Source organism: Microcoleus vaginatus FACHB-2002 (genome assembly GCF_040004035.1).
Classification (GTDB): Bacteria; Cyanobacteriota; Cyanobacteriia; order Cyanobacteriales; family Microcoleaceae; genus Microcoleus; species Microcoleus vaginatus_C.
The window spans coordinates 1-21,125 of record NZ_JAMPLN010000062.1 but is presented as its reverse complement, the minus strand read 5'-3'; the positions used below and the strand labels follow the sequence as shown (position 1 = coordinate 21,125).

19 protein-coding genes are annotated in these 21,125 nt (G+C 45.0%); 6 read left to right on the top strand and 13 right to left on the bottom strand.

The window, feature by feature from the left end; all coding sequences use genetic code 11:
• Positions 1 to 135: 135 nt before the first annotated feature.
• The 10 genes from NDI35_RS28510 to NDI35_RS28465 all read right to left on the bottom strand — a co-directional run bounded on the left by NDI35_RS28510 (position 136) and on the right by NDI35_RS28465 (position 9,715).
• On the bottom strand, positions 136 to 297 hold the full coding sequence (locus tag NDI35_RS28510; RefSeq protein ID WP_445315651.1) for a hypothetical protein: 162 nt from the start codon (positions 295 to 297) through the stop codon (positions 136 to 138).
• Positions 290 to 3,253, bottom strand: coding sequence for a type I restriction endonuclease subunit R (locus NDI35_RS28505; protein ID WP_445315650.1), 2,964 nt, complete (start codon positions 3,251 to 3,253; stop codon positions 290 to 292). The genes NDI35_RS28510 and NDI35_RS28505 overlap by 8 nt, the downstream gene beginning before the upstream one ends.
• A gap of 582 nt (positions 3,254 to 3,835) precedes the next feature.
• A complete protein-coding gene (locus NDI35_RS28500; RefSeq protein ID WP_445315649.1) occupies positions 3,836 to 4,312 on the bottom strand; it encodes a hypothetical protein in 477 nt (158 codons plus the stop codon).
• A 22-nt stretch (positions 4,313 to 4,334) separates the two neighbouring features.
• On the bottom strand, positions 4,335 to 5,774 hold the full coding sequence (locus NDI35_RS28495) for a hypothetical protein (RefSeq protein ID WP_445315648.1): 1,440 nt from the start codon (positions 5,772 to 5,774) through the stop codon (positions 4,335 to 4,337).
• A gap of 235 nt (positions 5,775 to 6,009) precedes the next feature.
• Entirely contained in the window at positions 6,010 to 6,738 is a 729-nt protein-coding gene (locus tag NDI35_RS28490; protein WP_445315647.1) for a hypothetical protein, read from the bottom strand.
• Between the two features lie 88 nt (positions 6,739 to 6,826).
• Positions 6,827 to 7,711 (bottom strand): tyrosine-type recombinase/integrase, encoded by an 885-nt coding sequence (locus NDI35_RS28485; protein WP_445315646.1) that lies wholly within the window; start codon positions 7,709 to 7,711, stop codon positions 6,827 to 6,829.
• A gap of 161 nt (positions 7,712 to 7,872) precedes the next feature.
• Positions 7,873 to 8,271, bottom strand: a complete 399-nt coding sequence (locus NDI35_RS28480; protein WP_445315645.1) for a hypothetical protein — start codon at positions 8,269 to 8,271, stop codon at positions 7,873 to 7,875.
• Positions 8,272 to 8,299: 28 nt separating this feature from the next.
• Positions 8,300 to 8,920, bottom strand: a complete 621-nt coding sequence (locus NDI35_RS28475; RefSeq protein WP_445315644.1) for a ParB/RepB/Spo0J family partition protein — start codon at positions 8,918 to 8,920, stop codon at positions 8,300 to 8,302.
• Positions 8,921 to 9,374: 454 nt separating this feature from the next.
• Positions 9,375 to 9,539 carry a hypothetical protein gene (locus tag NDI35_RS28470; RefSeq protein WP_445315643.1) on the bottom strand — a complete coding sequence of 55 codons (165 nt, stop codon included), beginning with the start codon at positions 9,537 to 9,539 and terminating at the stop codon, positions 9,375 to 9,377.
• Between the two features lie 11 nt (positions 9,540 to 9,550).
• Positions 9,551 to 9,715: a hypothetical protein gene (locus NDI35_RS28465; protein ID WP_445315642.1), complete on the bottom strand. Its 165-nt coding sequence runs from the start codon at positions 9,713 to 9,715 to the stop codon at positions 9,551 to 9,553.
• Positions 9,716 to 9,958: 243 nt separating this feature from the next.
• On the opposite strand from NDI35_RS28465, the gene NDI35_RS28460 reads away from it, so the two are divergent.
• The 6 genes from NDI35_RS28460 (at position 9,959) to NDI35_RS28435 (ending at position 17,965) form a co-directional block, all read left to right on the top strand.
• The gene (locus NDI35_RS28460; RefSeq protein WP_445315641.1) at positions 9,959 to 10,843 is read left to right on the top strand and encodes a hypothetical protein; all 885 of its coding nucleotides are present in this window, start codon (positions 9,959 to 9,961) and stop codon (positions 10,841 to 10,843) included.
• Complete coding sequence (locus NDI35_RS28455) at positions 10,830 to 11,057, top strand: hypothetical protein (RefSeq protein WP_445315640.1); 228 nt, start codon at positions 10,830 to 10,832, stop codon at positions 11,055 to 11,057. Before NDI35_RS28460 ends, NDI35_RS28455 begins: the two co-directional genes overlap by 14 nt.
• A 1,561-nt stretch (positions 11,058 to 12,618) precedes the next feature.
• Positions 12,619 to 14,160: a bifunctional DNA primase/polymerase gene (locus tag NDI35_RS28450; RefSeq protein ID WP_445315639.1), complete on the top strand. Its 1,542-nt coding sequence runs from the start codon at positions 12,619 to 12,621 to the stop codon at positions 14,158 to 14,160.
• 737 nt (positions 14,161 to 14,897) lie between these two features.
• Positions 14,898 to 15,827: a hypothetical protein gene (locus tag NDI35_RS28445; protein ID WP_445315638.1), complete on the top strand. Its 930-nt coding sequence runs from the start codon at positions 14,898 to 14,900 to the stop codon at positions 15,825 to 15,827.
• Positions 15,828 to 16,028: 201 nt separating this feature from the next.
• Complete coding sequence (gene xisF / locus NDI35_RS28440) at positions 16,029 to 17,585, top strand: fdxN element excision recombinase XisF (RefSeq protein ID WP_445315637.1); 1,557 nt, start codon at positions 16,029 to 16,031, stop codon at positions 17,583 to 17,585.
• 20 nt (positions 17,586 to 17,605) lie between these two features.
• Positions 17,606 to 17,965, top strand: coding sequence for a hypothetical protein (locus NDI35_RS28435; RefSeq protein WP_445315636.1), 360 nt, complete (start codon positions 17,606 to 17,608; stop codon positions 17,963 to 17,965).
• Positions 17,966 to 18,196: 231 nt separating this feature from the next.
• On the opposite strand, the gene NDI35_RS28430 is transcribed toward NDI35_RS28435, so the two are convergent.
• The 3 genes from NDI35_RS28430 to NDI35_RS28420 all read right to left on the bottom strand — a co-directional run.
• On the bottom strand, positions 18,197 to 19,804 hold the full coding sequence (locus tag NDI35_RS28430; RefSeq protein WP_445315635.1) for a type I restriction-modification system subunit M: 1,608 nt from the start codon (positions 19,802 to 19,804) through the stop codon (positions 18,197 to 18,199).
• Complete coding sequence (locus NDI35_RS28425; RefSeq protein WP_445315634.1) at positions 19,801 to 20,910, bottom strand: AAA family ATPase; 1,110 nt, start codon at positions 20,908 to 20,910, stop codon at positions 19,801 to 19,803. The genes NDI35_RS28430 and NDI35_RS28425 overlap by 4 nt, the downstream gene beginning before the upstream one ends.
• Positions 20,910 to 21,125, bottom strand: a 216-nt coding sequence (locus NDI35_RS28420) for a restriction endonuclease subunit S (protein WP_445315633.1), incomplete at its 5' end; no start/stop codon positions are given. The genes NDI35_RS28425 and NDI35_RS28420, both read right to left, overlap by 1 nt.

Genomic DNA, 21,125 nt, shown 5'->3' with positions numbered 1-21,125 from the left:
GAAGACCTTAAAACCAATAGTCCTTTTTCTCTTATATCTTTCGGGCTGTATGTTAGTCCAGAAACAAGCTCCCCTAGCTTCCCAAGCGGCTTTTTCTCCCACTCCCCTGCATCCCGAAACTCAGGAAAGCGCAACTTAGGCAAAGTCATAACTCACCCCCTCGCCGTATTTCCCAATCCAAAACAACTTCATTTGTAATTCTTTCACCACTGGTGAGAGTTTTTCGTCGATTTGCTGCAAAATCTTGATAAAATCCTGTTGCAGAGCATTCTTGCTTGATGATGCTTTACTACTCATAAGCCACCAAACCCGAAATCTCCTGGCCCTGCGCCAGCTTATGCAATAGCGGAATTAAATCCTCCATCAAGGCCAGTTCTTTTTTCGTGCGAGCCTTCCAGCCCAACTCCAAGGGAGCCAGCAAATCGCTAAGCTGTTCCCCATCAAAAATCATCCGTCGCAAAATGCCATCTACAAAAGCTTGTAGCGCCGCAGCCTCCAGCCCATGCTTCGTGGCAATATCCGCTAGTTCCCGGCTACTCTTTTCCGCCTTGAACGCCTCATATCCCCGACGGATCGCCTTCTCGTCCAAACCTTTACCGACTTGCAGCGTGTTGATATAGGCGGCGATGTCTTCGCGATCGTCCATAAACTTCGCATCAGATAAAATCAAGCCGATCAACTCCTCGCGGCTCATCTTCTGCTTGCCCGGTTTCTCCTGCGTATAGCGAGCCAGTAGCCCCATGATGTAGTCATAATCAATCACCGCCGAAGCAAACAGCACAAACTCAAAATCCAATTGCTGCACTTCCGAACTAGACGCGCTACCACCTTTGTCCTGCTGCGACTTCAAGCGCTGGGCAGTATCCAGATACACACCCCGAAACGCTTGTAACTGCTCTGGGGGAATCACCCGATCAATGACTTCCTTGTTTTCCAGCGTGAGATCGGTGTATTGGTCAATCTGGGTCTTAAGGCGTTGCACCTCCTTAAACAAGTTAAGGAACTGCCCACGCGCCGCATCGCCCTTGAGGTTGGGTACTTCTTCCGGCGCAGCAGCCAAGCCTTGAGATTGCATGAACTGGTCGAGTGTTTTAACCGCTTTTTCAAATTTAGCGATCGCGATCGTAGCCGAATCAACCAGCCAGATTTCCTTGGCTTTCTCCTGAAACTCACCCGAAAACAGTTTAATGGCATCATCCACAGCCTTCTTCTGTTGACGAAAATCGAGAACATTGCCATAGGGCTTAGTGTCATTCAGCACGCGATTAGTGCGGGAAAATGCCTGAATCAGCCCGTGATATTTCAGATTTTTGTCTACATAAAGCGTATTCAGATACTTGGAATCAAACCCCGTCAGCAACATATCCACCACGATTACCACATCGATCTTATGGGCGTGAGGTAAGTCCTGATTGGGATATTGCTGATCCTTGATGCGTTTTTGCACATCCTGATAATACAGGTCAAAGGTGTTGATGTCGTGATTGGTTCCATAGCGGGTGTTGTAATCAGCCACGATCACCTTCAGCGCTGCCTTCTTTTCGTCAGGGGCGACTTGGTTATCAGCCTTTTCTTGAGGTAGATCTTCCTGAATCTGCTGCACGTCCTTGTTGCCTTCGGCGGGTGGGGAAAACACACAGGCTATATTCAGAGGCTGGAAAGTGCTGTCTTCGGTCTGTTTTTCGGCTTGGATTTTCTTAAACAAGCGATGGTATTCGATCGCATCGTTGATGGAGCTTGTAGCGAGAATGGCGTTGAACTTGCGCCCACCAGTTGCAGCATCGTGCTTGGACAGCACCGCTTCGACGATCGCTTTCTTAGCTAGGGCTTCCCCCGGCTTAGGCGGATTCTTGCCTTCGGGCTTGTAATAGTCGATGTGAAAGCGCAGAACGTTGCGGTCTTCGATGGCATCGGTGATGGTATAGGCGTGCAGTTCCTTCTGGAAGATGTCTTCTGTCGTTTTGTGGGAACCTTGTTCTCCTTCAAACTGCTGATAGCTGGCATTTTGCTCAAAAATCGGCGTACCAGTAAAGCCGAATAGCTGAGCATTGGGAAAAAATTCCTTGATCGCCTTGTGGTTGTCGCCAAATTGAGATCGATGGCATTCGTCAAAGATGAAGACGATGCGTTTTTTACTGAGCGGCTCCAGTCGTTGCTTGTAGTTGCGCTTATTGCCACCATCCAGCGCCAGACCGAGCTTCTGGATGGTGGTGACGATCACCTTATCGGCGTAGTCATCGGAGAGCAGCCGCTGCACCAAGGTTTCGGTGTTGGTGTTTTCTTCGACGCAGCCTTCCTGAAACTTGTTGAACTCTTCCCGCGTTTGGCGATCGAGATCCTTGCGATCGACTACAAACAGGCATTTTTCAATATCTGGGTTGTCCTTGAGCAGCGTCGATGCCTTAAAAGATGTGAGCGTCTTACCGCTGCCGGTGGTGTGCCAGATGTAGCCATTACCGCAGTTCTGATGAATGCACTCTACAATCGCCTTGACGGCATAAATCTGATAAGGCCGCATCATCATCAGCTTTTGCTCGCTGGCCACCAGCACCATATAGCGGCTGATCATTTGTCCCAGCGTACATTTAGCCAGAAACGTCTCGGCGAAACTATCGAGATGGGTAATTTTTTTGTTGTCTTTGTCAGCAAATTGGTAAAGCGGCAGAAATCGCTCATCTGCGTTAAAGCTAAAGTGACGGCTGTTGTTGTTAGCGAAGTACCAAGTATCGCTGCGATTGCTGACGATGAACATTTGCAGGAAGCAGAGCAGGGTTTTGCCGTAGCCATTGCCGGGGTCGTTTTTGTAATCGACGATCTGCTGCATGGCGCGACGCGGGCTAATAGTCAGGGTTTTTAGCTCGATTTGCACCACTGGCACACCATTGATCAGCAGAATCACATCATAGCGGTGGTGGCTGCTGTCAGTGTTGATGCGGAGTTGGTTGACCACCTCAAAGGTGTTTTTGCACCAGTCCTTGATATTGACTAGGGTGTAGAACAGTGGCGTGCCGTCGTCTCGCTCAAAGCTACTGTTCTCGCGCAGATGCCGAGCGGCGACAAAGACATCAGGGGTGACGAGCCGCTCCAACAGTCGGGCAAACTCGGCATCGGTCAGATGTACTCGATTGAGCGAGTCGAACTTTTCGCGAAAGTTTTGCTCTAGTGTGGCGCGATCGCGGATGTCCTGGCGATAGCTGTATTTGAGATCACCCAGTTTTTCGATCAATGCTTGTTCGATTTGTGGTTCCGTCATTGATAACGCTCAGCGAGTACAGAAAGGCGACCTTCTGGCCATAAGCCCTTAGCCAAAGACGTATATATTATTGGAGAATTTCTGTAGTTTTGATTCATAAATACTTACTTTGGGGCAATAGCTGCTGGTGTGAAATGGCCGCATAACAATTATTTAGAGGGGAATTTTCCACCTAATGCAACTATAGGGGAGATTAGGTGGAAATGCGTCAGCCTAATATAACTATAGGGGAGATTAGGTGGAAAATTTCAGTATAACTATCCCTCTTACGAGGTGAAGATTTGGGGCTAGAACCTATGAACTCGCCTTTTATGATGCCCTAGCCCAAAACCAGAGTGCGCGGGACGTGATGGAGCAAGACCAACTGCCTTCGGCGCAGATGCCCAAACCGGAAAAGCCCCAGCTTACAAACAGTTGGGGCTTTTTGTGGTTCAACACCTGCCCTCTGTTAAGTTATGCCAAGGCTTGTTTGAGTTCGCTGGGAGCTGGCAGGTAAGCAGGCACTAAAAATAGCTGTAGCGGTTATAAAACCTAGAAGGTCTATAACCGCTACAGTACATTTATTAGGAGGCTAGTGTTTATCTATGGCTTCATTCCTCCCAGAAAGTAGATAGGCTCGTATACACTTCTTAGGCGTGATTTCCTATCAGCTAAGCTCTGTTGCTCGCTCCTTAATACAAAACCAGCTAAACTCCGCATTTCGGAGGAAGATTGCGGGTCGCCCAATCGTCTTCCTGCAATATGTGATACCTTTTTACTTGGTCTTGGTGATAACAACAGAGGTGTTGAGAGCTTTTTTGTGTTCATATTTTTTACGGGTAGTAACATATTGTTTGGGTTTAACTGGTTACAGTTTTTAGCTTTTAGCATAAAATTTAGTATTTGTTCACAGGTTAATTTATCAATGTTCTTGATATTTTTCCCTATAATAGGGGTCGTTTTTTGACGTAGCAATTTTGTTTTCATAGTAAAACTATTTAGACTTTTTTTATTATAAGCTAAGCTTATGGAGTTGTAAACAAAAATTGCTTGGACAAAATAAAATCTCCCTATAGGCATAGTATGAGCGCATTTAGGCAACCTATCTACTTATAGACCAAAATGTTGAGTCTGTTTCATAAATTCTTTTCATCCTAGAATTATCCTTTACCAGACCGGATATTAAACTTTGATAGGTTTTTGCTACCTCATCAAGGGATACTGGTCTATCAGTCCCCAGTAATTCCGTTTCTGCCCGTTCCGCTGTATAGGACATATACAGCAGTAGTAGCTTTACTACTTCAGGATAATATTCTAGTTTACGGCAATTTAGACTTAGGCGTTCGACAAATTTTTGGTTCATCAGCCATTGTAAAAAAAATTGCTCTAGAGACGTACTCAGTATAGGGCTGTATGGACACCCGGTGGGGATTGCAATCTGCCTAGACAACTTATTAAAACCCGATAAAGGTTGCCACTGAAGTGAACCATTGTTCAGTTTAGAAAAAGTTGCAACTATCACGCTATTATGCTTAAAAATGAGATGGTGCTCGATACCATCTGTTTCCCAACATACACTCAAAGTTTGGGGAAATTTTCCCTTACTTTCCACATAACTTATTTTTCCTTTTTTATTCTTTTTGCGCTTGCCAGAGATGTACTGCAACTGAATTTCTTTCCGACTTTCGTAAATCCCTGAAAAGTATAACCCAAACTTATGGAACCCAAAACCTCGTGAATTAGGGTCATTTTTTATACGTTGATGTTCCTTTTCTAGCTTAATACCTATTTCATCTAAGGTTGTACCCAAATTTAAAATCTCATGTTTTCCTATAGCTTCACTTGGGAAATCATCAAATGTTAAGCTTCTAGAAACATAAAGTATTAACTCAATAATTTTAGAGCAAACTTCCTGAAAATCGTCATTAACAGAGAGGTTTTTATTTAACAAATAAAACACATAGTAAAGGATATTCTCTAAAATAAATTCACTAGCAGGAACGCATAAGTAATCAACTATATATGTTAAAATTCGACCCTGTATTTTTGATAATTCATTATGGTTTTTAATTAAAGACAAAGCAATTTCTTCAATAAGTTTTCTTTCTTTTTTGAACCAAGATAACCATGAGTTAATATCAATTTTATGTCTATCCACTAAGCTTAGACCTTGAAGTCTACAATTTTTAAGCTCATTAATACTTGAGATTGTTTGATTAGGATTATTAATTATGGCTTGGTCGAGGATGTCTTTAAATGTAGTCTGAAATTTTTCTAAGCTTTGCTCTCTACCCTGTGAATCCTTACTGGGTTCGTTGGAATAGGTATTGCCCTTCCTTTCCTCCTTACAGTTCTTGCCTGTCTCTTTGAAATGAGAGAAATGAGGAACTCTTTTTCCCTCTATACATGGCTTATGAAAGACCAGCTCTCTACATTTAGGGTGAGGACAAATTAGACCCAGCTCTTCATGCGAGAAATAGTTCAATTTCTCATCAGTAGCGGTAATTTCTTCAGCGAAAAACATAGATATAGCCACTTCCATAATACTTAACTCCTTTGTTTTTGATAACTCTGACTAAGTAAATACAAGCTTACAATAGGCTGCCGTTGGGTTTAGCAGGAAGGTACTTGCTTGTGGTCGCAACACTAGCCTGACCGAGAGTTTGGAATAGTAGGTTAATCGGGTTCCCACGGTTCAGCGACGACAGGAAAAACAGTAACAACACAAGTGGCTTTCGCCTGGTCGCTGCAACCGAATAGTTGTGCTGCTGTATGAACTATAACTTGGATAGACGGTCGAGGAAGTCATCAACCACTCCTTCGGGAGTGTTGTAACATTTTATAGCATCATAAAACTCTATGCAGGACACACCGTAGTCCTTGAAGAGTCTTGCCCTCTCATGGTCTTGCATTGCGTTAGTAGGTGTGTGGTGTAGATCTCCCATCACTTCAAGAATGCCCCATTTACCATTTTGGCAAACCAAGAAGTCCGGCTCTTTCTTATCCTTCTTCTTATCTTTACCACCCAATATAGCGGTTGCATTAGCAAAAAATAGAACATTACGTTTCTTTAAAGATTTATATACTTCTATCTCAGACTTAGAACGAAATCTTAATTCATCCCACTCTATACTTCCTCTGGAAACAAGCGACGCAGAATTTGGCAATCTTTGTTCATCATCTGGTGGCTCTTCAATAATAGACGAAACTTCTACACCAACAATTTCAAAACCAGTTTCTTCTGGAAAAATTAGTTCAACAGCATTGAATAATTCGTTTTTTATACTCTCTGTGAATTTTGATGTACTAATAACAGGCACCTCAAAATAAACTACGGCAGTGCATAAATCGCATCCTTTGTATGCAGAATCATCAATTACAACAAACTTACAATTAGAATTTACCAGTAAAGCAGCAATATTTTCTTTATTTTCTGCCTCAAGATATTTTTTTAGCGTATATATGAAAGCTGCTGATTCTGGAGGATTATGTGTAAAGTTAGCCAATTTTATTGTCTCCAATTTATTGTGAATTTAGGATGCCTAACATTAATTTAACACTAATTTTCTGAGAGACACCCTCAAACCCTTACTGCTAGGTCAGATACAATCCGCTCGAATCATTCGGCTTAGCGTGTAGATACTTGCTGGTGGTCGCAACTGAAGCGTGACCTAAAGTTTGGGATAAAAGATGAATCGGTGCACCGTTGTTGAGCGCGTGGCTAGCGTGGCAGTGCCGGAGCCAGTGCGCTGATGCCTTCTCAGACAGACCAACTCGAATGGCAGCAACCTTAACCATCTGCGTAACTGAAATAGGGTTCAACCTGCCGCCGTCGGACTTCTTGCGACTTCTGAAAATGGGTTCAAGCTTGCCCGCGTCCCCTCGACTGTTTAGTAGCTCGGTGTATAACGACTTCGGCAACAGCACCACACGGGTTTTGTCAGCCTTGCCATAAATCAAAAATTGTCCGCTCTCACCGTTATTTGTCAAATCCTCCCAGTTCAAACCACACAACTCGGAGACACGCAAACCCGCATAGTAAAAAACCTTAAATATCAACCGATTCCGTTCGCAGGGTTCGGACGCAATCAGCATCCTAACCTCAGCTTCAGTTAGGATCTTTTGGCTCAAAGTATCTTTAGGCTTGGGGGTATTCAGTGCAGCCCCAGCATTGATTTGGATAAGCCCGGTTTTGTGTCCAAATGATAAAAGCGATTTCACCACAGCGATATATGTCCGACGAGATGAAGTAGATAAGCCCCGCGCCTCCAGTGTATCCACGAAGTTTTGCAGGTCGCCCAGCGTGAGATACCGTGCTGGCTTCCCGACCGCCCCCAACAATAGACCCGACACCCGGCGGTAGAGTTTTTGAGTGGTTTTAGACTTACCGTGTACCCACATACAGACGAGCTGTTCTGTGGGAGTGTTGGCGGCAACAACTTGGAGACTGGGTTGATGGGTGTTGGGGACAAGTTTCATGGCGGTTGAGTCGGTAGGGTGAATGTAAGATTAGAACCGTTATATAAGATTCAAAAAGATTTTTAAGTGTCCCATCCGGGTAAGGATGAGGCGGGTTATTCGGAGCGACTAGGCAGCGGCCCGGAGCTTAGTATGTGGGGCAAGCTTCTTTAACCTTGGAGTTAAGCGCCATCCCTCGCTGTTTGTTCGCTAATGGTTTGATACCCAGCTTCATGCTCTTTGTGATACCCAACATTGCCTTTGAAGTAATAAACGGGGTGAGCAATTTCTGAGTTACTATCCATTACTTTTTGGCATTTGAGCAGATTTCTTGCTTTGGCAATTGCGTAAAAATCCTCTGCGGTGTCGCCCTCCTGGTGCGTTACTAACTTAAATGAGATTGCATCACATTCATCAATCCAGGTTTGTAGGTCATCGTATCCTGCATTCAACAAATAATCTCCGGTAGGGATGCTTTCAGAAAGAACTATCCCGCCCTCTTCGTTTCTGTATGCAATTAATTCAGTATTTTGGTTGGACATAGTTTTGATGGATGTGACGTACTCAACGTAATTCCCCATCCCGTTTTTCAGGATGGGGCAAGGATATCTAGGCAGCGAACTTCAGCCGCTTAAGTTGGTTCAGGGCCGCTGCCTGATTTTCTTCCTCAAGTACGATCGCTGGAATCGTTTCGCCCGCCTTCGGATTGAGCCGCCGGGCGAGAACTGCCGCGTGATATTGGAAGTGGCCGCTAACTACTCGGAATCCGTCGCCATCTCGCTTAAGTACGGGAGGAGTGGTAAATCCGCCGATCGCCAGACTCAGCTCGCCAGCGATTTCGAGCTCGTTTGGATCGAAATTACTGGCAGGCACATCAGATACTAGGCGCTTTACTGAGACTAGCGACAGCATCAAGTTTTTGGCTGCCGTCGGCTGCACTCGCCCGTGACCATTATCTTCTCTGTTTGGAGGTTCGTCGCTTTCCCCAATGGCTGCGGGGGCGGTAGTTACGGTTGCGATTGTTTCAGGTGAAGGTGCGATCGGCTCTTGCCAGCTAGCTTCCCATTCTTTGTGCACCTGTTCGCGTTCGATCGCGATTTCTTCAATCCGCCGCACCAGCGCGTCTGTAGGGTTGGTGATGGCTTCTGCGTAGAGGGCGATCGAGATGAAGTGCAGTTCATCGAGTCGGACTTGGAAGCGGTTGCGCGTTTTGGTCTGTGTTAAATTCATGTCAGTCCTTTTGTTGGGCTAATTCCGCCGGCCCTGGGCGTCAGAAACTTCGGGTCGGCGGTTTGTTTTTAGGTAAACTTTGTCTTACTCTAAGTCTTACAGTATGCGATATGTAAGACGTATGTCAAGAGGTAGTAAGACGAATTTCAGCCAAAAGTGTAAGACCGCGATGTCTTACACTTTTGGCTTGGTCGTAAATCCGGGTTATACAGTGGTGGCCCGCAGGTCAAACACTGTAACAATCGCCTGGAGTGTCCTTACTATGTTTGCTTTAGTGCCGCGCGCGTCCGTGCCTTTCAACTTGGCGAGCGAGCGCAACGATGGCAACGGCATTTTATTGAGGGCTTGCTCAATATCCCGCTCCTGTAGCGCCTGCTCAATATTGTCTCTCTGTAAGGGTTATGGCTCGACCGGTACGGTAGGGGTAACTTGAATATCAACCACCGTATCGGTTTTATCCGGGCGGGGAGCCGCCCGGTGCAGTGGGTTCGGGTTCAGATACAGGGTTGGTGAGTGCGTTTGCGGGTTCAAGAATGCCGATCGCATCCAAGCCGAATTTAACTACCAGCGCGTCTTTGAAAATTTCAACCTGCGACGGATCGACGTGGTGCAGCATCATCAACGCCGTGTCTACTTGTGAAAGAGCGGACTGGCAGGCTTGCTCGACTGATGGTAGGGTAGTTGCTGTTGGTGTTCTTGGAGTTCGCTGAGCTTGGTTTGTAAGGCTGCAATCTGGACGTTAGTCGTTTCGATTGCTGAAGCGATTTGTTTGAATTTGGCGGCGAGTAATTGCATGGTTTTTCCTGTGGTGTAATGTGGTTGTAGTGCTTGCCGTATATGGGTTTTTTATAGGTGTCTTACGCTTATGTCTTACATAATTGGAACTTGTTACACGCTGGGCAAGCGCTTGTAAGACTAATTTGTTAGACACAAAGGGTGTATGACAAATAAGCGTATGACATATCTTTGCTTATATGTCATACCACTAGCGACTGATGTTATACAATTGCGTCATACATATATGACCGAGGTAAGACAATGGCTTCGACATCGTTAACTTTTCGCTGTCCAGATGAAGTGTTGGAGGCGATCGACAATTTAGGGAAAGAGCGTTATCCGGCGGCAAATACTAAACACGGGTGCGATCGCTCTAAGACTTTGATAGACATTATGCGGGCGGGCATTGAGGTGCTAAATGATGGCTCCTTGGTGTTACCCCCACCTAAAGAAGTCAAACAACAGCCGTCTGACGTAAGACAGATTTTGTCAGACAGCGTGTTAGAAGCGCGTATTACAAAAATCGTTGAGCGTAAGACAGAACGATTACAAACAGCGCTGGCAGAATTGAGAGCTGAACTGGTGGGGGACAATCGCCTAAGAGAAAACAACGACAGCGAATCTCTTAGGCAACAACTCACGCAAACAGAAGAACAACTAGCAATAACCACACAGGAATTTGAAGAGGCTAAAACGAATAATCAAAGGTGGAGGGACGCTTTCAAGGAATTGGAGGGGGAGAGGGATAATCTTGAATGGAAAGTAGGGGCACTTCGCGATGAAAACCAGCGATTACAGACTGACATACGAAACTTGCAGCAAGAACCGAAGGAAACCGACGCCGACTTTGCCAAGCTCCAAGAATCAAGTGCCTTAGTAATCAACAATCTTCGCGAAGACCTGCGAGTATTGCAATCGCGCCTTGCAGAAGAAAGGGTAGAACGAGAAAGTCTGCAAAAACAATTGGATAATGGAGCCCAACAGAATCCAGCCTCTGCTAACACACAGCAACCAGCGACAGAACTGGGATTACCAGAGGCCGCCGACTTGTGCAACCAGTTGAAAGCCAAGCGAAAAAAATCAACCACAACGCTCGCAGATGTTGAGACAATCTTAGAAATTCTTGGGAGTGATGATGAAGATTGATTTTACTGGGAGTGAGGATGAAGCCGAGAGAGAGCAATTGATGGCACTCTGGGCAGCGGGCGATAAGAGCGCTTATTTCAAGCTGCACGATGCTATGTACCTTAAGCAACTAGGGATTGAAGCATTGCCTACAACTTATCAGCAGCCTAACCCTAATGATAATTACTACGGTGATGAGAGCTATCAAAGTAAGAACTCCTATCTTCCTGGATAATCAAGAAGTTCTGAGACGACACATCCCAGGATATTAGGAACTTTCCCCGGTAAATACCGGGTTTTTTTCGCTCGTTAGCTATCCGATCGCCCAAACAAAAAAAAGTCCCCCGACCGAAAATGTCAAGGGAGTTTTTTTAACACGGTAAGTAATTTGCAATTGGTAACTAGCAACAGGTTTGCCCCAATTACTCATAACTATAACGGCTTCAGGAGTTTTGGCGATCAATTTTGTCGGCGCGCAATTTCAAAAAATAATCAATTTTCTCTTTCGCTTGTGTCCGAGTTCCGTTGCCACTGTAAGAAGACCCATAAGTCAGGCACAGAAATTCTCAGCGCGCCAGCCAGAGAAAACAGAGAAAAGAGCGGTAAAAAAAGATACTTTCGATTCATGGCGACACGGTGTGCCTGGATTGGGTCACGTATGGTTTGAAAGTATTCGGTTATCATCGTTTAGTTTCCCCTTGTGGGGTAAGAGTTTGAGACAATTTTCGAGCCAGTTTTTGAGCAACCGCGCGGGAGTAAACTTGAAGCTGTTTTATGGCCTGAATTGATTGAGGATTGAAGCAAGAGGCTGCAAAAATAGGTGAGGCTGGGAGACGGAGCTAATGAGAGCAATGTACAAGGTTGCTGAGGCTGAATATCACTGCGTTATTGACGGGTATTGTTCATCGTCTCCACTTCACCTATAAGGTATTCTGCCGAACCCTAGAGGCCGACAAAATATTTCACTCCTCAAACAGCCACAGAGCAAGGGTTTCAGGCGTTGATTATCCATTAGCTCCCTGATTGATTCTTTCAGTCAAGGCGTCAAACCTTTATCCGGCTTAGATTTCATCTACTTGGCTGTAATGCTCAACCCCAGGTTGATCCGTACCACTTATGATCCAGTGTCATCAAATGGCAGAGCTTAAACGTCGCATTTTTTGAGTAAACGAGAATTTCAACCCTATAGGGTTGTAGGTATTATGCGACATATGAAAGCAAGCCGTGAGGTAGCAGCCAGATAGGGACACACTAAAGCTTGCGTCCGCTTGCCGGCTCAAGCAAGGCAAAATAGGTTTTTTTAAAATAGTTGATATCGCGGGATGTGAGGAATGAGGCGGTAACTCCGCCGTTACACAATCATTTTGTATTTCTATAAGTTTCTATTAGTTATTCTTTTGCCTTCCATTTTAGGAAAGAGAAACTCGACAGCAGGGCGGGTCAAATGACACACCAGCACCGCGTACATACATTTATTGCTAGTAACAATAGTAAATTTGTAAAGAATTATGGCGAAGGAGGGATTTAATAAATTTGCTATTGCCAAGTTGATTCTTTGATCATAATATTATTGATATTGCGATCAGTTTGGTATCACGACGGTGATTGCAAGCGATCTCAAGAACTAGAGCTAGCTTCCGGTTAGCCCTAAAATTGCCAAAAAAAATGGCCGCTTTGCGGGCGGGCCAAACATTGTTTAATTACGTAATTTCAGTTTATCAGTGCAAGCGTTGCAACGCAAACTAATCTAGAACCCGCCCACAAAAAAGCGGTCATACCTCCTGTCCAAGGCGAGTATGACCTTACAAAGCAAGTTACATTATCTTGACCGATTTAATCAAGATTGCATTTCACCTGAAATCCCTTACACTTGGCCGCTAGTACCTGTCTGCGGTAAACGGGCTTATGAAGAGAAATGGACTCAAAAATCATATAGTCACCCAGAAATTCTTGCTGAACTCCAAACTGGCAGGGCTACAGGCGTTGGCTTAAAGCTGGGCAACGGGCTGTTAGCGATCGACATCGACGGCGAATCAGCCACCGAGATGTTAGCCAAGCTAGCTGGCAGCAACAGCCTCGCCATTTTCTCAGAGACAACCGCGTGGTCAAGTGGTCGAGCTGGCAGAAAGCAATGTCTGTTCTCAGTACCAGAGGCTAGCTGGCATCGATTACACAATCTGTCAATCCCCACCGGGATTATCGGTGATGACGGCAAGAAGGAGCGTTTGGAGTTTCATTGGCGGGGAAGACAGAGCGTGCTACCGCCAAGCCTGCACCCAGAAACAAACAAACCTTATATTTGGCTCAACAATCCGGTTAACAATCCTCCGCTACCAGCGCCCGAATGGCTGATCGAGGTCTGCGAGAATTGGCATAGCGAGTATGTGAACTCTGAGGAGCCAGATTTAGTGCGGTTCCCGGTACGATTGTTAAAGCATTTCGGCCACCAAATGTGGATCTGGTTGCTCGCTCGCCGCTTCGATCTATCCCGTCGCAGTCCTGGCGGCAAACCAAAAGGGTGCGGGAAGGGACAATTTAACATCACGGCAGCAGCCAGAATTTTAAATCGCAGCGCCGGACACATCCGAAAATTATTGTGTGCCGCCAAGAATTCCGGGTTGATCCGTGATTATCTACAGCGCGGCAACTGGGTTACAGTTTATTACACCAGCCTCGAAAGAGCGATCGCGATCGCCGGAATCGACAAGCTCGGCCCGATCGCCGCCATCAAGATTGACGAATTATCTTGCCTCAATATCATCGCTACAGAAATCGAGGCGCAATATTTGCAACGAGCATCTTTTCACCGGCAGCGGCAAGAAGAGATGCGGCAAATAAAAGCTGAGGGCTCAGACCTTCAGCAACCGACGCAGCTAATTGGGCCGACAGCTCTGCACACCTGTGAAAAACCGGCGCGGGTACTGGGAAAGAGCGATAGGTTCATTTATGTTGAGCCGGGTTTCCGCTTCTACGGCGGAAGTATTGAGGCGATCGCACAGTTACGCGGGTTATCTCCTGCGACGGTGAGTCGCCACCTTTCAAATAGCTACAGGCTGGTGGCCTCTCCAGTGCGAGTTTTTCGTGAAGAGTTGCCACCCCTCGTTAAAAAGCAAGTGATGGAACGTCTACCACTCCCTAAAAATATTCCCGCAAAACTATGCCGAGAGGAGGGCTTAATTTCGATGCTTGGGGAGTGGTGGAAGCCTCACTGCAATATCTATGTCCTAAATCATCGTCTCGTGTCGGCAAGGCGACGAAGAAGTCGCATTCAGACCGCAATTGATAAGCGGGCTTTATGCGTCAAAATCGAGTCGCCGCGCGATTTAGAGAAAACCTAGAGAATAAGTTTCTTTTGTAAAACTCTTCTTTTCTCAAAAAAAAGAAAGAGCCAGAGCTTAGAGAAGAGTTAAAGAATAAGTTTATCTTATAAAACTCTTCGGTTCTCAAAAAAGAGGAAAGGACAAAACGGGGAAAACTTGAGGCGAAAAAACCGGAAGAAGGAAAAGCAAAAACGATCATAGCTCATCAATAAGCAAAAAATGGGAGGTTTTGTCGTGGCTTAAGCCTCTGGTTTAAAAACTCAAAATCGCGACGATTCGGTTTTTTTGCGATCGCGTCCTGTGTGGTAATCGCACATTACGGGGATAGCCGAGATACAGGCAAAATAGGACACGACGTAAAGTTCCGCGATCTGATTCTTATTGAGGTAGAGCTGGGTCAAATTCGATAATATGCCGATTGCTCTGGGATTTTAGCGAGCTGATTCTTATTGAGTTAAAGCTGTGTCTGATTTGATAGTTGACCAATCGTATCTGGGATTTAGGTAATCTGATTGTCACTCAGGTGAAAACTGGTCAGATTCAACATTTAGCCGATCACTTCTGGAATTTGAGTAATCCGATTGTCATCAAGATAAAGCTCTGTCAAATTGGACAGTTAGCTCATCGCCTCTGAAATTGCGGCAATCTGTAGTTTAACTATTATCTTTGAACTTAGTTCTCAAGCCTCCATGCTGAGACACCCCTACCAAAATTAAGTAGTGACGGTCTGGGAGGAGATAAGCGGATTAAATTAAATGCAACACAAAATATTTATGGACATTCTCAATGAAAACCCTGGCCCTAGAGAAGTTCCGTTCCTAACTACTCTGGCAAAAGAGATGGAGCGAGCAATTGCTGAAGAAGCCGCTCTCGGAATCAAACGAAACCAAATTCCTTTTATTTACATAAATTTACCTGACACCCCCCAAACTCCCCAATTTATACGACTAGCACAGGCTATTAGAACCGTCGCTTCATTTGATTTGATTCCAGAGAATAACCAGCAGCGTTATTGGATGAGATGCGTCCAGCTCTATTGGCAAGCCAAGGCTATCTTACTTTCTCAAAAAATCTTCAACCTCATGCCTAACCAAGCAGATTTGGAACAGCTTCTTAGCCAAATGATCCCTAAAACTGCACTTAAAAACCTCCAATTAGAGACGGATGCCGAAAAAGCCGTTTATGACCTGATCCTTACCGGAGAACCACTAATCCGAGATTGGGCCAAAACTGAAGGGATTGATTACCCTTTCCAAAATTCTCAAGACTTATTTCTGCGGTTTTTAAAAGACAAGTTTCAATCCAGCTTATCAAAAAAACCATTTAAACCCGAACCTTTATGGCCTGACAAAAGAGAACAACGCGCCCACCGCTGCAAATGGCTAAAGTTCTTGGCAGATCAATTTACGGGTGAAACCCTAGAGTGTGATTATCTAAACCTCCTCAAAGAGACGGAGTGGGAAGGATATTGGATTCTAGCTTTATGGAAGCACAAAAATCAACGCAATTTCAAAAAGCTGTGGCAAACTTATCTCAAAACTCAAAGGAAATTGATTACTCTGTTTGATTCGGAACTCCATTGGAGAAAAGGCGTTCCTCATAAAACTCAGCGAACCAGCAAAATTCTTTCCATTGAAGCAGAGATAGACAAAACTGGCTACATCACCTGGTACTGGTCTTCTTAACATTCCTTCATAAATTCGCAAAAAACTCCACTAGCTTGATGGTTTTGATATTCATATCAAAGAGGCATCAAGTTATTTTTCGTGCGAATAGCAATGCAAAACTTGGGGCTTTAGGGGCTTTTTTGTGCAACAACAGCCTCGACGGTAGTTGCACAAAAATAGCTACAATCTTCATACACAGTCCTTTATCAGAAACCTCCCATGAATTCAGAGAAACGCCAAATAATTGTTGGTTACGAACGGCTTTCAACTAAAGACCAGGCTTTCAACACTCCGGCTCGCGAACAACAAAAAGCAAGGTTATTAGGGGCAGGCGCCACAGAAATCTTTGAAGATATTGAGTCAGGCAAAAACGACGACCGACCGGAGTTGGGAAAACTGATGCAAAAAGTAAAAAACCGAGAAGTTGACGTAGTGCTGATTACCAAAATCGACCGACTCGCCAGATCGCTGCCGAAGCTGAGAGAGTGTATTAACTGCTTCCAGGAAGCAGGAGTTAACTTAATAGTTCTGGATCAGAATATTGATTTAGCAACTTCCCAGGGAATGCTGATGCTCAATATATTGGGGGCAGTTGCAGAAATGGAAGTTGCTCTTATATCAGATCGAGTTAAGCACGGCAAACAGCATCAGCGCAACAACCAAGCTGCCTGTGAAGCTGCTCCTTGGGGTTATCGAGTTGTGAACAAGAAGTATGAGCTGGATACACGGCCCGTTCTTTGCCTGCTAGAAGACCGACCCGCCGAAAGTTCCCTGTCAACTAAGATAAAAGACTGGCCAGAACAAAACGATGAAGCAGAAGTTGTCGGTCGGAGCCTCGCGCAAATCGGCAGAGAAATGATTGAGGAGTTTCTCTCTTCACGAGATGCGAGGGCTACTGTGAAAAATGCTTATGACAAATATGGGTTTAGAAAAATAGCGACAACCAAAAAACGCAACTACTCTGCCCTTTTTAATTGGACTAAGAGCGGTTTTCTTCGCTGGCTGTATAATCCAGTTCTTCGTGGTCATACTGTTTACAACAAAACAAAAGTTGTAGGAAAAAAGCGACAGGTGACTTCCCCGCAAGAGTGGAATATTATTTCTAATACTCATTCAGACCAGCGGTTGCTGACCGAGGAAGAGGCTAAAGAGATCCAAGAAATTTGCACTGCTAATCAGAAGCTCGTAGGAAGCTTTTTGCCAGCAATCTCGGGTTCAAGCGGAGCCAAGGAGTATTACTACTATCAGCGCGGACTCATTTATTGTCGGGAGTGTGGTTCGAGATGTATTACTAAAACTTCGATGAGCAAAAAGAAAAAATACTTTTACTTTGCCTGTCGGCATTTTGGGATGGGCTGTCAGAACCGCCAGTCAGTTGGGAAACAGGACATTGAAGACTTTTTGGTAAAATTTTTAGTTCAAAAGTCATGGGAGCTGCGCTCGGAGTTAGGTAAAGGCGAAGAAATAGAACCCCAAAAATCTAATAGGTTAATAGAGCTTGAAGAACAACTCAAGGTAGCTGAGAGTTTCCCAGGCTTCAATATTAACAATGAAAAGCTGAAAGAGGGGCTGCGGCAGGAAATTACTGATGAAATAAATTTAACTGGTTTGCTTACCAACAAAAGTGTTGAAGAAATCATCCGTACTGGCAATAACCTAAGTTTCTGGCATACTCTCTCAGATGAAGAAAAGGTGGAAGTTTATCACAAAATTGTCCAAAAAATTTTTATCGGGCAAGGCCAAGTCAATTCGATTCTCTTGAAAACCCAAAACTAGATTAATTCCTCGAACTTATTATGAACATTCTACTCAAAGTTGAGTTGAACCAGCTCAGAAGTCTGGTTGCGCTGCAAGAAGTGCTGAACAGTTGCGATTTGGACTTAAATCCGGTTCAATGTCCCTTCTGTCAATCTGAACAAGTAAGTCAGTCTCGAAAGCCCGACCAGGTTCAGACTTACACTTGTCTGAGCTGTCAGCAAGATTTTTCCGAAGAAATTGTGCTGGGATGCAAGTGTAGGGTTCCAGGTGAGCTGCAAAAATGCCAGGACTGCGAACGTTACCAGTCAATCCTTCCCTTGGTGAAGGAGAGAGCTGCTCAGTTACGTTCCTTCAGTCGAGCTGAATTGGAAGCAATGGCATCTCGGTTTAGTTTTTAGTAAGATGCAGAACTTACGCAATGACGCTATATAGAGTGTCATTGCGTAAGTCCTGTAATGCTTTTGGCAGATTACAGCAATAGTTAGGGACTGCGACCAGCGGGGTTACACGAACAAACAGCAAATTCTGGATGACCTAACTCCAACGGAGCAAAAACAGTGGAAGCTCTGGTTTGTGAGGTTTGTCCGCTAGCACCTGCGCCGTAGCTTCAACTATTCAAAAAACTCAAATTAGGGCAAAGGCGGTAAGCCAAGCTCCTTGAGAAACTCGTTATGCTTTTTCGTGGCTGCCACAATTTTATTGTCCAGAGCCAGCAGTTTCCCATTCACAGCACCGAGATCTATTTCTTCCTCCAGCATGGCGGTGCTGATATAACGGGAAATATTGAGGTTGTAACCCTGCGTCTCAATTTCTTCCATTGAGATACGGCGGGAATAACGCTCCTCCTCTTTGCGGAACTGGTAGGTGTCAACGATCTTATGGATATGCTCTGGCAGTAGGCGATTTTGTCGCTTACCCTTCTCAAAGTGTTCGCTAGCGTTGATGAACAGCACATCATCAGACTTTTTGCATTTTTTAAGCACCACAATGCAGACTGGTATGCCTGTGGAATAGAACAGGTTGGCGGGTAAGCCGATTACGGTGTCGATGTTGCCGTCTTTGAGCAGTTTGGTGCGAATACGTTCTTCTGCGCCGCCTCGGAACAGTACGCCGTGGGGCAGCACGATCGCCATTGTGCCTTCTGGCTTGAGGAAATGGAAACCGTGCAGCAGAAAGGCAAAGTCGGCGGCGGATTTGGGTGCTAGTCCGTAATTTTTAAAACGCATATCTTCGCCTAGAGCATCAGTGGGTTCCCAGCGATAGCTAAAGGGCGGATTGGCGACTATGGCATCGAAGTAGGGCTTTTTAGCGGGGTTGGCTTCCCTCAGCATTTCCCATTCGTTGAGTAATGTATCGCCGTGGAATATCTCGAACTCGGAATCCTTTACCCCATGCAGCAGCATATTCATACGGGCGAGGTTGTAGGTGGTGATGTTCTTTTCTTGCCCGTAGATTTTGTTGATGCTGTGGGAGTCAAGCTGGTGGCGCACGTTGAGCAGCAGTGAACCAGAACCACAGGCAAAGTCGAGAATGCTGTCGAGGTGTTTTTTCTTCCCTGTGCTGGGGTCTTGGCTGTCTAGGGTGACGATCGCAGACAAAATGCTGGAAATTTGTTGGGGGGTGTAGAATTCGCCTGCTTTTTGGCCAGAACCAGACGCAAATTGTCCGATTAGGTATTCGTAGGCGTCGCCGAGGGTGTCGCTGTTAGTGGAAAACTGCTCTAGTCCTTCGGCGATCGCTTTGATGATGGTGCAGAGTTTGGCATTACGATTGCTGTAAGTTTTGCCTAGCTTTTCAGAGTCTAGATTGATTTCCGAAAATAAGCCTTGGAAGGTGCTGGCAAAAGATTCGTTTTCAATGTATTTGAAGCCATCGTGAAGGGTTCGCAGCAGTTCTTTATCTTGAGTGCGAGCCATTTCGGCAATGCTGCCCCAAAGGTGTTGCGGTTGGATCACATAATGCACTTTGCGGCGCATCTGTTTTTCAAATTCGGCAATGTCGTCGGGATTTTGGTTATACCAGAGTTGTAGCGGTGTGGTATTGGGCTGGGCTTGGTTATCTGGGTAGTCTGACCCTAGTTCTTTTTGGGCGGCGGTTTCGTAGTTGTCTGAGAGGTAGCGCAAAAATAGGAACGACAGCATATAATCGCGGAAGTCGTCGGCGTTCATGGCTCCGCGCAGTTGGTCTGCAATGCCCCACAGGGTATTGCCTAGTTGTTTTTGATTTTGTTCGGTCATGGTTGCTCTGTTGTCTCGGATAGTTCGGTTGTCAATTCAGGTAAGGCGAAACGGTAGCGACGTAGAAAAAGTTCCAGAATTGTTTTAAACAAATCCTTGGTATCGCTAACCATTTCCATCGGTTCGTAGATTGAATAATCGCCATGACTCAAAAGATTCAAAGCCCGACTATACAAAATTTCATCATCCACACCTCTAATGCACTCAGAAAAGTCCTTGAAGCCAAAAAAGATGGCTGTTTTTTCAAGAATGCTCCGCAGCATATTGAAATGATGTGTATAGAGCCTGCCTGAATCTGCTGCTCGTTTCAATTCACTCAGCATAGCTACGTGATGAAAGAAGGGTGTGTCATCAGTTGCCTGCAACGTGTATTTTTCTAAGTTATTTGGACGGTGATAGAAATAACTTTTGCATTTCACTGTTGAGCTTCTAAATTCATTGTGAATAACATTGAAAAAAAGAGCGTGATGGGAGGAAATCACAGTTTTAAGACTTTCCCGAGTCTGTTTGAGCAATCGCGCTAAATCACTGGCTACTGCAATAGCATTGTTGTCGTCTAATGAAGAAATAGGATCGTCGATATAAAGATATTTCACCCAAGAGTAAGATTCATCGTTGGCGATGACAAGTTTGCAAATTGCCAAATAAATGCACCAAATGAATATATTTTCTTCGCCGCGAGATACTTTTATATTTTGCTCGTTTTGACGTGAAAAGGTGATTTTCCATTCTTCGTAGTCAATTCGGAAATTAAAATCAACATAACGCTGTAGGTATTCAAAGATTTTTTCTTCTAGTGCTAGCTCTCTGAATCCCGAAAAAAAACGAGATGTAGAGTTAATCTTGAGATGGCGATCGCTATCCCCCTCAAGATCGTTGTCCCAGTAAAACAGGTCTTCTGTATAAGCGTTGAAATAGAGCGTATCACCCTGCGCATCGTTTCTCTTACCTGCATCTTTGAACGCCATCGACAGACGGGTTTTGCCTGTTCTATTGTAGGCGTAGAGCAAAACTAAATCTTGTCCTCCACCATTTAAGTCATCGCGCAGCCTTTGCACGAGTCGCCGCATAGATTGATAAGTTGATATTCCGTTACTTCTACTCATCATTTCACCTTGTCAACTGATGGAAAAAGCTGCTGCATTAGTCCTTTTTTGTGGGTTTTGAGTGTAGAGATCGCTTGGGTTTGGGCGGCGATCAGTTCGTCAAGGGAAGAAAGGCAGTCAGCGATTTTTTGTTGTTCTTGCGGGAGAGGAACGTAAAACTTATATTTAACGAAATTGCTACCGTTTATTGAATTAATTGTTGCCCCTAAGTCGCC

Bases quoted from the DNA above. Each gene is read 5' to 3' on its own strand.
- NDI35_RS28510 (WP_445315651.1), bottom strand. From the start codon at position 297: ATGAGTAGTAAAGCATCATCAAGCAAGAATGCTCTGCAACAGGATTTT.
- NDI35_RS28505 (WP_445315650.1), bottom strand. From the start codon at position 3,253: ATGACGGAACCACAAATCGAACAAGCATTGATCGAAAAACTGGGTGAT.
- NDI35_RS28500 (WP_445315649.1), bottom strand. From the start codon at position 4,312: ATGCCTATAGGGAGATTTTATTTTGTCCAAGCAATTTTTGTTTACAAC.
- NDI35_RS28495 (WP_445315648.1), bottom strand. From the start codon at position 5,774: ATGGAAGTGGCTATATCTATGTTTTTCGCTGAAGAAATTACCGCTACT.
- NDI35_RS28485 (WP_445315646.1), bottom strand. From the start codon at position 7,711: ATGAAACTTGTCCCCAACACCCATCAACCCAGTCTCCAAGTTGTTGCC.
- NDI35_RS28480 (WP_445315645.1), bottom strand. From the start codon at position 8,271: ATGGGGAATTACGTTGAGTACGTCACATCCATCAAAACTATGTCCAAC.
- NDI35_RS28475 (WP_445315644.1), bottom strand. From the start codon at position 8,920: ATGAATTTAACACAGACCAAAACGCGCAACCGCTTCCAAGTCCGACTC.
- NDI35_RS28470 (WP_445315643.1), bottom strand. From the start codon at position 9,539: ATGATGCTGCACCACGTCGATCCGTCGCAGGTTGAAATTTTCAAAGAC.
- NDI35_RS28465 (WP_445315642.1), bottom strand. From the start codon at position 9,715: ATGCAATTACTCGCCGCCAAATTCAAACAAATCGCTTCAGCAATCGAA.
- NDI35_RS28460 (WP_445315641.1), top strand. From the start codon at position 9,959: ATGGCTTCGACATCGTTAACTTTTCGCTGTCCAGATGAAGTGTTGGAG.
- NDI35_RS28455 (WP_445315640.1), top strand. From the start codon at position 10,830: ATGATGAAGATTGATTTTACTGGGAGTGAGGATGAAGCCGAGAGAGAG.
- NDI35_RS28450 (WP_445315639.1), top strand. From the start codon at position 12,619: ATGACCTTACAAAGCAAGTTACATTATCTTGACCGATTTAATCAAGAT.
- NDI35_RS28445 (WP_445315638.1), top strand. From the start codon at position 14,898: ATGCAACACAAAATATTTATGGACATTCTCAATGAAAACCCTGGCCCT.
- xisF (WP_445315637.1), top strand. From the start codon at position 16,029: ATGAATTCAGAGAAACGCCAAATAATTGTTGGTTACGAACGGCTTTCA.
- NDI35_RS28435 (WP_445315636.1), top strand. From the start codon at position 17,606: ATGAACATTCTACTCAAAGTTGAGTTGAACCAGCTCAGAAGTCTGGTT.
- NDI35_RS28430 (WP_445315635.1), bottom strand. From the start codon at position 19,804: ATGACCGAACAAAATCAAAAACAACTAGGCAATACCCTGTGGGGCATT.
- NDI35_RS28425 (WP_445315634.1), bottom strand. From the start codon at position 20,910: ATGAGTAGAAGTAACGGAATATCAACTTATCAATCTATGCGGCGACTC.